The organism is Butyrivibrio sp. AE3009, assembly GCF_000420845.1.
Classification (GTDB): domain Bacteria; phylum Bacillota; class Clostridia; order Lachnospirales; family Lachnospiraceae; genus Butyrivibrio.
Map to the genome: position 1 here is coordinate 24,617 of NZ_ATVS01000003.1, position 12,847 is coordinate 37,463.

General features: G+C 41.9%; 8 protein-coding genes. 2 read left to right on the forward strand and 6 right to left on the reverse strand.

The window, feature by feature from the left end; all coding sequences use genetic code 11:
• Positions 1 to 30: 30 nt before the first annotated feature.
• On the reverse strand, positions 31 to 1,281 hold the full coding sequence (gene pepT, locus G588_RS0102325) for a peptidase T (RefSeq protein ID WP_022777148.1): 1,251 nt from the start codon (positions 1,279 to 1,281) through the stop codon (positions 31 to 33).
• On the reverse strand, positions 1,262 to 3,232 hold the full coding sequence (locus tag G588_RS0102330; protein ID WP_022777149.1) for an alpha-amylase family glycosyl hydrolase: 1,971 nt from the start codon (positions 3,230 to 3,232) through the stop codon (positions 1,262 to 1,264). The genes pepT and G588_RS0102330 overlap by 20 nt, the downstream gene beginning before the upstream one ends.
• Before the next feature lie 132 nt (positions 3,233 to 3,364).
• Between G588_RS0102330 and G588_RS0102335 the strand changes: the two genes are divergently transcribed.
• Positions 3,365 to 3,727 carry a DUF1292 domain-containing protein gene (locus G588_RS0102335; RefSeq protein ID WP_022777150.1) on the forward strand — a complete coding sequence of 121 codons (363 nt, stop codon included), beginning with the start codon at positions 3,365 to 3,367 and terminating at the stop codon, positions 3,725 to 3,727.
• Here G588_RS0102335 and G588_RS0102340 read toward each other — a convergent pair.
• The 4 genes from G588_RS0102340 to G588_RS0102355 form a co-directional block, all read right to left on the reverse strand.
• On the reverse strand, positions 3,658 to 5,610 hold the full coding sequence (locus G588_RS0102340; protein ID WP_026668540.1) for an ATP-dependent helicase: 1,953 nt from the start codon (positions 5,608 to 5,610) through the stop codon (positions 3,658 to 3,660). The genes G588_RS0102335 and G588_RS0102340 overlap by 70 nt on opposite strands.
• Positions 5,600 to 7,069 (reverse strand): glutamate--tRNA ligase, encoded by a 1,470-nt coding sequence (gene gltX / locus G588_RS0102345; RefSeq protein ID WP_022777152.1) that lies wholly within the window; start codon positions 7,067 to 7,069, stop codon positions 5,600 to 5,602. Before gltX ends, G588_RS0102340 begins: the two co-directional genes overlap by 11 nt.
• A 90-nt stretch (positions 7,070 to 7,159) precedes the next feature.
• Positions 7,160 to 7,597, reverse strand: coding sequence for a dUTP diphosphatase (locus G588_RS0102350; RefSeq protein ID WP_022777153.1), 438 nt, complete (start codon positions 7,595 to 7,597; stop codon positions 7,160 to 7,162).
• Positions 7,598 to 7,610: 13 nt separating this feature from the next.
• Positions 7,611 to 10,178, reverse strand: coding sequence for a heavy metal translocating P-type ATPase (locus G588_RS0102355; protein WP_022777154.1), 2,568 nt, complete (start codon positions 10,176 to 10,178; stop codon positions 7,611 to 7,613).
• 156 nt (positions 10,179 to 10,334) lie between these two features.
• Here G588_RS0102355 and G588_RS0102360 point away from each other — a divergent pair, with 156 nt between their 5' ends.
• The gene (locus G588_RS0102360) at positions 10,335 to 12,809 is read left to right on the forward strand and encodes a beta-mannosidase (protein ID WP_022777155.1); all 2,475 of its coding nucleotides are present in this window, start codon (positions 10,335 to 10,337) and stop codon (positions 12,807 to 12,809) included.
• Positions 12,810 to 12,847 lie beyond the last annotated feature (38 nt).

The following is a 12,847-nucleotide window of genomic DNA, read 5'->3' on the forward strand; positions in this document are numbered from 1 at the left end:
ATAAAACTCTTTCTAATCAAAAACTATAAATCAATATTTCTCACCATATGCTTCAACGATTCCAAGAAGGATATCAACGACCTTTTTCATCTCCTGAACTGAAGCATATTCGTATTTGCCGTGGTAGTTGTAGCCACCGGTGCATAGGTTGGGACAAGGAAGTCCTTTATAGGAAAGGGCTGCGCCGTCTGTACCACCTCTTATCGGAACATCAATAAATGCAATATCAAGCTCAGCCATAACTTTCCTGACATTGTCAATAAGGTGCTGATGGGGCTTGATCAGCTCAACCATGTTGTAATACTGGTCTCTTAAGCTGACATTAACTGTGCCTTCACCGTATTTCTTATTAAGGAAATCAGCTGCAGCCTTGAAGATCTCTTTTTTCTCTTCAAAAAGGGCTCTGTCGTGGTCGCGAATTATGTAAGATGCGGTTGCACTCTCAGTTCCACCATTAACTTCAGTCAGATGGAAGAAGCCTTCTCTCTTTTCGGTATACATAGGATTCTGGAATACAGGCAAAAGAGAATGGAACTCATAGCAAAGAAGCGCTGCGTTCACCATTTTGTTCTTGGCATCACCGGGATGAACGCTTCTGCCGTTAACGGTTATAACGCCTTCAGCGGCATTGAAGTTCTCATATTCGAATTCGCCCAGCTTGCCGCCGTCTACGGTATAAGCAAATTTAGCACCAAATCTGTCTATATCAAAGTGTGCTGTTCCTTCACCAATCTCCTCATCGGGAGTAAAGGCAATCTTGATATCCCCATGAAGAATATCAGGGTTCTGAATCAGAAACTCAGCCATTGTCATGATCTCGGAAACACCAGCCTTGTCATCTGCGCCAAGAAGAGTGGTTCCGTCTGTAACTATAAGATCCTCGCCGATATGGCTTAACATCTCCGGGAAATCCTTAGGAGAAAGGATGACTTTGCCATCATCGCTAAGTGTAATATCCTTACCGTCGTAGCTTTCTACGATACGAGGCTTAACATCTTTGCCACTGACCTCATCAGAAGTATCCATATGTGCAATGAAACCAATGGCAGGTCTGTCCTTACCGTCATTCATGTTTGAAGGAATAGATGCATAAACATAGCAATGCTCTTCATCATAAAATACATCGGAAGCTCCAATTGCTGTAAGCTCATCCTTAAGAAGCCTTGCAAGGTCATGCTGCTTCATTGTCGAAGGCGATGTACCGGTAGTAGCATCAGATTGTGTATCAATTTTTACATATCTTAAAAATTTTTCGATTACATCAATGTTGTTTTTTCTCATTTTTCTTTTTCTTAACTTCCTTTTTCTTTTTAAAATCAGGGTCATTTTCGCTTATGTAAATGCGAACGCTTCTCTCAGGCAATGTATCCTTCTCAACTTCTGAAGTATCGGTCTTAATCTTGCCTGCAGGAATACTCGTTTCCTGGTCACCTGCTGTATCCGATATTTTTTTCCACCTGAGTCCCTCAGGGAGCTTGGGAAGCGCAAAATCAGCCTTCATCCAGTGCATGTTATAGCAAATATAGATGAACGGCTTGTTCTTATCTGTCTCATCATAGAGGCCACAGTAGAGCATTCCCAAAATATGACTGTAGCCTGACAGATCCGGTCTCCATGCATCGTTACCATGGCATGAAAGATCAGGATAGCCGCAGGATAAATGATCCATGAGTCTGAAAGGAGTTTTGTTATGAAGCACTCTGTGAGAAAATCTCAGTTCTACAAGGAAACGAACATATTCTAAAATATCCCTGTTTTTCTCAAGAGCTCTCCAGTCAACCCATCCGGTCTCGTTATCCTGGCAGTAGGGGTTATTATTTCCTGCCTGAGAATTGCCAAATTCATCTCCACTGAAGATCATCGGCGTACCCTGTGCCATAAACAACATAGTCAGAATATTCTTAATCTGTTTCTTTCTAAGCTCTAGAATTGCGTGTTTTCTTGTTCTTCCTTCAATACCGCAGTTCCAGCTCAGGTTATTGTCAGTGCCATCTTTGTTATTCTCACCATTTTCCTCATTGTGCTTGTGTTCATAGGAGACAAGATCGAATAATCTGAAGCCCTCGTAATTGCAGATATAATTAATAACTCCATGTTCCTGAGAATTGGCAGTCATAGCCTTCAGGAAATCGGCAGCAGAATTATCATCGCTTTTTAAAAAACGTCTCGATGCATAAAGGAATCCATTATTATAGTCTGATAAAAGTCTGTATTTGGGTTTGGAGGATCCATAAATCTGTCCATAGTCAAACCACTCGTGCCAGATCTTAACATCATCAAACAATGGCTCACCGGTAATCAGCGAAAGTGGTAATCGGGCTCCCTTAAGATGGAAACCGTCAACATGATAATTGCATCTCCAGAATCTCAAGGCATCAAGAATCATGCTGTCGCTTTCGTTTTCTTCAAAAAAGAATTGCAGGACCACCTCAATATTATTATCATGCAAAGTTTTTACAAAATGCTTGAATTCATTTTCGGCATCGGAAGGATTCTCGCAGTAAGAAGCTCTGGGGGCAAAATAGTAACCCTTTTTATAACCCCAAAAGTTTATTTTGGGCTTAATAGTATCCTTGTCTACTATATGTCCATCCTTGGAATAAATACCGCTTGCAAGCTCTTTTAGCGAGTTTTCAATGCAGTTCATCTCATAAACGGGCATTAGCTCAAGAGTTGTAACTCCAAGAGATTTAAGATAAGGCAGTTTCTCCAGAATACCTGAAAATGTTCCTCTTTTTGATGACGGAACTCCACTGGAAGAACTCTGGGTAAAGCCTCTTACATTCATAAGATAAACAAAACTGTCTTCATAAGGTATCTGAGGGGACTTTTCACTGCCCCAGTCAAATTCATTTCGGGATGCACGGTCTTTGCTTTTATTATCGAGCTTGGCCCTGATATGACTGTTTTTCACATCCTTACCATAGACTTCAAGTCCAAGAACATGTCTGGCATAGGGATCACAAAAGATATTACTTCCATCAAAGAAATTGTAGGAATCATATTCATCTATGTTTTCGATTCCAAAAATCCTTGCGGAATATATTCTGCCTCGTTTTACATCCTTGTTAAGCGTTATTGACAGAACGTCTTTTTGGGACGCAGAATATAACGTAACACCACACTGCTTGCCTTCTTCAAAAACAGCCCGGACAACCAGTGACTTGTCGTAGTCTATATAACAGCCCAAAGGATAGGGCTTTTCCTTGATTATTGTAGTTTTCCCCAGCATTTCTTCTCCTGAATCCTTATAAATACATACGTCTTTTTATTCTATCACATAATTCCTTTATATGCTAACTTAAAAGAATATGGTATTATAAAGCTATCAAATAATCTTAACCCTGTATAGGAGGCGTATTTAATGGAATTTTCCAAGATTGCAACAGAAATGAACACCAGAATCGAAAACGACGAGCAGATGACCGTAGATGTCGAGCTTGATAATGGAGAAACCGTTACCTGCGCCATCATCATCGTTCTCACCGTTAATTCCAAGGATTATATAGTTCTTCTTCCTCTTGATAAGAACGGCCAGAACAATGATGGAAACGTATGGTTCTATGAGTTTATCTACCACGGCGAAGATGACGAGCCTGAGCTTGGTTATATAGCTGATGATAAGGAGTATGAGGAAGTAGCTGAAGCATTCAACCTCTACCTCGATGACGTAGAGTTCGATGAGATCATTGAGCTTCCCGAAGAGGGACTTGACGGAGAAGAATGATTCTCTTTTTTCTCCCAGAGATGCCTTATTGGCCTTAAGAATCTTGAGGGAAGCATTGGATTATCCTCTGTTCCCGCAATATATGACATTATGAGCGCTGATTTTGCCCTGGTCATTCCGACATAGAGCATTCGGCGCTCTTCTTCTATCTGCTGTTTTGTCTCTGCTCCTCTTGAAGGGATAATACCTTCGTTTAGGTCAGGAAGCCACACCACATCAAATTCAAGTCCCTTTGCGCCATGCATTGTAAGAAGTTTAACACAGTTCCCGTTATTAATATTTTTCTTTTGCTTTGCACTGTTATTTCTGGAATTCTCAAGTTCCAGTGCAAGGGCCTTTAGAAACTCTTCGCTGTATTCATAGCTTTTTGCCTTATCAAGGAGTTTGTCCAGCGCTTCCGAAGATGAAGGATACAGTTTTTCAACACCAATATCACGCCTTATGTATCTCACAGCCAGTGAAGGTCTCAGATGTGCAACCATATTTATCTGAACAAAAAGTCGCTTGATATCCTTCTGTTTAGCTGTATTCCCCATATAGTAATCAAGAATCTTTTTCTCACTGATGGTATCACTGTCACATGCATCCCTGGAAATAAACCTCATGGGCTTATTCATGATTTTTAGGAAATCGCTCCTCTTATGCCCGTTGCAGGCAAAAGAAATATAGGAAAGTACAAGCCCCACCGCCTCATCTTCTATATATGTCTTACATACAGAATCAAGGTTAGTCGCTATTCCATAATCCTTAAGATTCGCAGCCAGCAGCATTGCTTCCTGATTAGTTCTGTAAATGACGGCAACTCTTGACAGTTCAACTTCTCCGCTACCAAGATATGTCGCAATTGCCTTATATTGTGCAGCTTTGTCCTTGAACCTTCTTGTTATTACATACCCGTCCCCATTATCCGTTCCTGCGGTAATATCCTTCTTAAACCTGATGCTATTATCATTAATAAGGAGACATGCATTTTCTATAATCTTTCTGCCACAGCGATAATTCTGTTTGAGAATAATTCTCACCGGACTATATTCCCTGAAGCTTTCCTCAAAGGAAAGCATGATCCCGGGATCAGACCCTCTAAAGCCATAGATCGACTGGTCATCATCTCCCACAGCAAATACATTACCGCAAAGCTTTGATAAAAGCCTCAATATTTTAAATTGAATGGAATTTATATCCTGATACTCATCTACCAGATAAAAAGAGAATCTCTTCTGCCAATAATCCAGGACTTCCCTGTCACTTTGAAGGAGTTCCAGACATCTGCAGATCATATCGTCAAAATCAATTTTGCCAAATTCCAGAAGTCTCTTATTATACAGATCGAATATATCAGAAAATGCGTCTTTGCAGATATTAAGCGCATTGGCGTTTGCAGGGTCAATTCCTGTGTTCTTTACTCTGGAAATATCGGTAATAATGTCCTTTATATCTTCATCTGATATGTTTTTAATATCAATCTTGTTCCGGACAAGAATATCCTTTATGCCGGGTTCTCCCAGAATATCTCTGATTAGCCTGTTTTTAAAGTTCTCATCAGCAATACTGAATTTTTCTTTGTTGGATTTGTTTTGACGAATTATCTGATAAAAAACAGAATGAAACGTTCCGAAGTTTACTTCAGGATAAGAGCTATCCGTCAGTTTGTAGAATCTTTGCTGCATTTCAAGGGCAGCAGCCTTTGTGAAGGTAATGACGAGAATCTTGGCAGGGTCTTCTTTTTTTACCTCTATAAGATATTTAAGCCTCTGCACAATTACAAAGGTTTTGCCACTCCCGGGGCCCGCGATAACTATCGCAGGTCCCTTGTGATGCATGATAGCATCCATCTGAGCAGCATTACCCATTACGCCATTACGTGATGGGTTATTATTTTTCAAGCAATTCAATTCCTTTTTTGATTCTGTTTATTGTCTCTTCTTTGCCAAGAACCTCCATAGCCTCGGTTGCTCCGCAGGGAGTCATCTCCTTGCCGGTTACGGCGATTCTTACAGGCCAGAGTACATAGCCGTTCTTATAGCCCTTCTCCTTGATATATCCGGAAAGAAGCTCGTAAAGTGAATCGTTGGTGTAATCCTCATGGGCCTCAAGTATAGGAAGAACCTCCTTAAGAACCTCAAGGGAAGTCTCCTCGTTCGTCTTCATCTTCTTATGAGCATAGATAGCTGTGTCATAGGAAGGAAGCTCGTTGAAGAAATCTACCATTCCCTCAATATCAGGGAAAATCTCGATTCTGGTCTTAACCATAGCGGCGATCTTCTTAAGATCAAGATTCTTGTTGGTAACAGCCTTCTCAAGGTAAGGCTTAGCAAGCTCGAAGAACTTGTCCTCATCCATTGCCTTAAGATACTCACCGTTCATCCACTTAAGCTTGGTAAAATCAAATACCGCAGGGGACTTGCTGATACGATGGTAGTCAAACTTCCTGATAAGATCATCAAGGCTCATGATCTCGTTATTATCCTCAGGAGACCAGCCAAGAAGAGCTACAAAGTTAACTACTGCCTCTGTCAAAAAGCCCTGCTCGATAAGATCCTCGAAGGATGAATGTCCGCTTCTCTTAGAGAGCTTGTGGTGATCCTCATCTGTGATAAGAGGACAATGGATGTACTTAGGTACCTCCCAGCCGAATGCCTCATAGAGTCTGTTGTACTTAGGTGATGAAGAAATATACTCATTACCACGAACAACGTGTGTGATCTCCATAAGATGATCGTCAACTACATTGGCAAAATTGTATGTAGGGAAGCCGTCAGACTTGATAAGGATCATGTCATCAAGTTCCTTGTTCTCTACTGTAACATCTCCGTATAACTCATCGTGGAAGGTTGTTGTGCCCTCTGTGGGGTTGTTCTGTCTGATAACAAAAGGCTTGCCCTCTGCAAGGTTCTTCTCAACCTCTTCCTTAGACAGATGGAGACAGTGCTTGTCATAGAAGCTAATCTCCTTCTTGCCACCGTTACCGTCATCAACCTCCTGAACAAGAGTAGCAAGTCTCTCCTGATCGCAGAAACAGTAATATGCCTCACCCTTATCGATGAGCTTCTTGGCATATTCCATGTAGATTCCGGCCTTCTGTCTCTCACTCTGAACATAGGGGCCATAGCCCTTGTCCTTATCGGGACCTTCATCGTGAATAAGACCTGTTTTCTCAAGAGTTCTGTATATGATCTCAGTAGCACCCTCTACATAACGTTCCTGGTCTGTATCCTCGATTCTAAGAAGGAAGTCACCACCTTCGTGCTTGGCGATAAGGAACTCATAGAGTGCTGTTCTTAAATTTCCTACGTGCATACGGCCTGTTGGGCTCGGCGCATATCTGGTACGAATCTTAACCATAATTACTCCAATCTTAAATAAAACTATTTATTAAACCGAATTCTTATTCTAGCACAATAGATTATTTTTTCAATGTATTTATTAGTATAATTATTTGGTACCTGTAGAGCCGAAGCCGCCTCGGTCAGCGCCTTCGAGATGCTGGCATTCCTCAAAAATGATCTTGGGCTGATTCTCCATTATTCTGAACTGGCAGATGCGGTCATTGAAGCTAATATGTGTATCTCTCATTGCAATTACAGGTACAAACCACTGATCATTGTCGCCGCAATATGAGTGGTCGATAACTCCCATGTGATTAGCCTGAATAATGCCGAAGTTCTTGAATGTAGAGCTTCTTGGTACAACATGAGCTTCATAGCCTTCCGGAATCTCCATAGCTACTCCCAGAGGAATCAGTTTGAACTCTCCCTGCTTCAGATCAACGTCTACTGCACTCCTAAGGTCAATCCAGTCTGACTTACCGTCAATATAGGTAAGCTTCTCCAGTTTCTCGTCAAAATATTTGATCTTAATACTTTTTTCCATACCTTAATTCCCCTTACTGAATTCCTAGTACTTTATAATCTTTATCCTCCACAGCCTTGGTAAGAACTGTGTTATCAACATCTCCTGAAAGTGTAACAACCGCTGTACCTTTCTCATGGCTTACTACAGCTTCAGACACTCCCTCAAGAGCTTCAAGAGCCTTTTTAACGTTGGCCTCACAGTGTCCGCACATCATTCCTTCAATAGTGATTGTTTTAGTCATAGCAATATTTTTCCTTTCGTTAATTGTGATATCCGCTACCGGATCCTTGATTGCTTTATCCTTTGAATTGTCATGTATATCAAAAAGATTAAGTCTCAGGGCATTGGTTACTACAAAAAAGCTTGATAAACTCATCGCCGCTGCAGCGAACATTGGGCTCAGTGCCCAACCGAACAGGCTTATATAAGCTCCTGCCGCAAGTGGAATACCAATGACATTGTAAAAGAATGCCCAGAACAGATTCTCATGTATGTTCTTGAGAGTCTTTCTGGAAAGCCTTATTGCAGAAGCGACATCCATCAGGCTGTTCCTGACGAGCACGATATCTGCAGCATCAATGGCAACATCAGTTCCTGCTCCTATGGCAATTCCGGTATCTGCTCTTGTAAGAGCTGGGGCATCGTTGATTCCGTCTCCTACCATTGCTACTTTGCCATATTCCTGAAGAGATCTGATAACACTCTCTTTCTGCCCCGGAAGAATACCTGCAACAATATCATCTACACCTGCCTGTTCTCCGATTGCTCTTGCCGTTCCTTCGTTATCGCCGGTGAGCATTATCACACGTATTCCAAGACCCTTAAGCTCCTTAATGGCAGCAGCCGAATCTTCTTTAATTGTATCGGATACAGCTATTATTCCAAGAAGCCTCTTGTCTATTGCATAGAATACAGGAGTCTTGCCTGTGGAAGCAAGTCCTTCAGCCTTTTCTTTGAGTTCAGAATGAACATAAGCATGCTTTTCAATAAACTCAAGATTGCCTCCGTAAATCTTGTGGCCATTATAAACAGCTGTAAGTCCATTACCCGGAAGAGCCTCAAAATCAGTTATTTCCATAAGCTCATCTTCGTCATCCTCAAAGGGATGAAGTTCCTTGATATAGGAATTGATTGCCTTGGCAATAGGGTGTTCGCTTCTTGATTCAAGGATTCCGGCTATTTTGACAAGCTCATCCTCAAGATTGTTCAAAAGAGAATAACCACTGCTTGTCAGTGCTTCGGCAGGGAAAATATCTGTAACAATAGGCTCACCCTTAGTAATGGTTCCGGTCTTATCTATTGCGACTATCTTGGTCTTACCTGCATTTTCAAGTGCTGTAGCGGTCTTGAACATTATTCCGTTTCGGGCACCTTTACCATTTCCAACCATAATTGCAACGGGAGTTGCAAGTCCAAGTGCGCAAGGGCAGCTGATAACCAGAACCGCAATGGCTCTTGAGAGGGCAAAACCGAACTCTTTTCCCACCAGCAGCCAGATAAACAATGTAAAAAGCGCAACTATTATAACCGCAGGGACAAATACTGCAGAAACCTTATCCGCAACCTTTGCAATTGGAGCCTTAGTGGCCGCCGCATCACTGACCATCTGAATTATCTGTGAAAGAGTCGTATCCTTGCCAACTCTGGTGGCTCTACACTTGATATAGCCTGATTGATTGATGGTAGCGGCGGACACTTCATCGCCGAGAGCCTTGTCCACGGGAATGCTCTCACCGGTCAGGGCAGATTCATTGATCGCACTGTTACCCTCGATTACCCATCCATCAACCGGAACAGATTCTCCGGGTTTAACAACAAATATATCGCCCTGTTTAACCTCAGTTATTGGAACTTCCTTCTCTTCTCCTTCGCTGTCAACGATAGTCGCTGTCTGAGGTGCCAGCTTCATAAGACTCTTTATGGCGTCTGTTGTCCTTCCTTTACTGATCGCTTCCAGCATTTTGCCCACAGTGATCAGTGTCAGGATCATAGCTGCGCCTTCAAAATAGAACTCATTCATAAGTTCCATTGCTCCGCTCATATCGCCCTTTAACTGATATCCGGCCATTTTGATAAGAGCTGCGGTACTGTAAATAAAGGATGCTCCGCTACCAAGGGCTACCAGCGTATCCATATTTGGAGCTGCATGAATAGCGCCTTTAAAGCCGCTTATAAAGAACTTTCTGTTGATGAACATAACTATGAGGGCAAGAATCATTTGTATGATACCCATAGCCACATGATTTCCGTCCAAAAATGAAGGAAGCGGCAGTCCCAGCATCATATGCCCCATTGAAAAGTACATTAGAACCAGTAGAAATCCAACAGACAGAATGAGACGTCTTTTCAATACCGGAGTTTCCTTGTCTGCGAGAATATCTTCCTCGTCTGTAATACTACCTGCAAAAACAGATGCGCCGTAACCTGAATCTTCCACAGCCTTGATGATATCCTCTTTTTTGGCATTTCCTTCAACTCCCATGGAATTGGTAAGGAGACTTACACTGCAGGTTGTCACTCCGGGAACGGCGCTTACGGCCTTCTCTACCCTTGCCTGACATGCTGCACAACTCATCCCGGTGATACTATATTTTTCCATTAAGATTACCTCTATCATTTATTACACAAATAAATCGTATGCAACTTAAATATAATAATCCATCGTTAATTATTTTACAATACCAAATTAAAAAGAATTACTGTAGAATTAGAAAGAAGCCCTTTTTCTTATAATTATAACCTATGAGGTATACAAATGACTAAATTATTATTACATGACAACTGGAAATTCAGACGAACCGATGAGAGCAAATTCTATGATGCTACTGTTCCGGGCTCTGTTTTTCAGAATCTGATTGACAATGGACTCATGGAGGATCCTTATTATCGTGATAATGAGGATAAGGCCCGTGAGCTTATGAAGTATGATTACGAATACGTAACTGACTTTACTTCTGACATCTATGGAAGTTCAGAGAATTTTTCTCAGATTTTCCTTAGATTCGTGATGATTGATACCGTAGCAGATATCTATCTCAATGACGCCCTTCTCGGAAACGTCATGAACATGCACAGAACCTATGAGTTTCCTGTAAAGGAACTCTTAAAAGAAAAAAATACTCTCAAAGTAGTTTTCCATTCTCCCGTGAATTATATTAAAGAGCAGTTCAAAAAGGATCCCCTGCTTGGAACCGAGGACTGCACCAGAGGCTTTCCACATCTTCGAAAAGCACACTATATGTTTGGTTGGGACTGGGGTCCAAGGCTTGCTGACTGCGGCCTTCAGAGGGGTGTTTATCTTGACTGCGTGGAAAAAGCAAGACTATCCGACGTTTACATAAGACAATACCACTCAGCAGTGGATAACCCGCTTAATAATATCGTAACTCTGAAATTATCTGCCTGTGAAGAGATTTTCACCGGCAATACCGAAGAAAAAAGCACAATAAAATATACCGTCACAGCTCCTGATGGCACAATTCTTGTAAAGGACATTCCTTTGAGTGAATCTTATGACATTACATCTCCGCTTCTGTGGTGGCCCAACGGATATGGCGAGCAGCCCCTTTACACTGTGGAGGTTACCCTGTCTGATGATTCCACCGGAAAAGTGCTTGATTCAGTAACTAAGCGCATTGGTCTTCGTACAATGGAGATATCTACAGATAAGGATCAATACGGCAGTGAATTTGCCCACAAGGTAAATGGCGTCAAGATCTTTGCCATGGGAGCTGACTATATTCCTCAGGACAACATTTTATCCAGAGTCAACAAGGAGCGAACAAGAACTCTTCTTAAGCACTGCGCAGATTCACATTTTAACTGTATAAGAGTCTGGGGAGGCGGCTATTATCCCGAGGATGATTTCTTTGATATATGTGATGAGCTGGGCCTTGTGGTATGGCAGGACCTTATGTTTGCCTGCGCAGTATACAGACTTACTGAAGAATTTGAAAACAATATCACCGAAGAAATAATTCAGAACGTTAAAAGGATCCGAAATCACGCATCCTTAGGTCTATGGTGCGGCAATAACGAGATGGAGCTCTTTGTTGGACAGGAACACTGGGGAGCTAAAAATACGCTTAAATCCGATTATGTGAAGATGTATGAGTATCTTTTCCCGAAACTCTTGAAGGACCTTGATCCTGAGACCTTCTATTGGTGTGCATCTCCTTCTTCAGGCGGCGGCTTTGATGACCCCAATGATGAAAATCGTGGTGATGCCCATTACTGGGAGGTATGGCACGGCAATCAGCCTTTTACAGCCTACAGGCAGTTCCATTTCCGTTATCTTTCAGAATTTGGATTCCAGTCCTTCCCTTCACTTAAGACCATTGAGACTTTTACAAAGCCCAAGGACAGGAACATTTTCTCATATGTAATGGAGAAGCATCAGCGTAACAATGCGGCTAACGGCAAAATAATGAACTACATGAGTCAGACCTATCTCTATCCCGAAAGTATTGGCGATGTAGTATATTATTCGCAGCTCCTTCAGGCAGAAGCCATCAAATACGGCGTTGAGCACTTCAGAAGAAACAGGGGACGCTGCATGGGTACTGTCTATTGGCAGCTGAATGATTGCTGGCCTGTGGCTTCCTGGGCCTCCATTGACTACTATGGCAGATGGAAGGCGCTTCAGTACTACGCAAAGAGATTTTTTGCCCCTCTTCTTATTTCCTGTGAGGAAAGAGGCTTCCTTGATCAGTGCGTAAGCGTTAACGATGAGATAGATGAGCTTGTTAAGTCGATTAAACTCTACGTAAGTAATGAGACAATGGAGGATCGTGACGTTATAGCTATCTGGCAGCTTAGGGACAATACTTCCAAGATTATCCGAAATGAAAGCGCACTCCTTACAGTTGAGGCTCTGAAGTCAGAATTTGTCTGTGAGAAAAACTTCGAAGACATCGATATTCACAAGAATTATGTAAGCTATGCACTTATGGATAACGATACAGAGGAAATCCTTTCTGAGGGAACCGTCCTCTTCTGTCCTCCTAAACACTTTGAATTTGTTGACCCGGAGCTTACCTTTGAAGTAAACGGTGATGAGATAACTGTTAATTCGGCATCCTATGCTAAGAGCGTCGAGATCATGAATGACAATGATGACCTGCTACTCTCCGATAACTATTTTGACCTTAACGGCGAATCCAAAACCGTTAAGATCCTTGGAGGCAAGGCTGAAAACATCAAAGTTCGCAGCGTTTATCGCAAATTTTGACTGATTTTGGATAATATGTGATAAGCACAATACAAGTC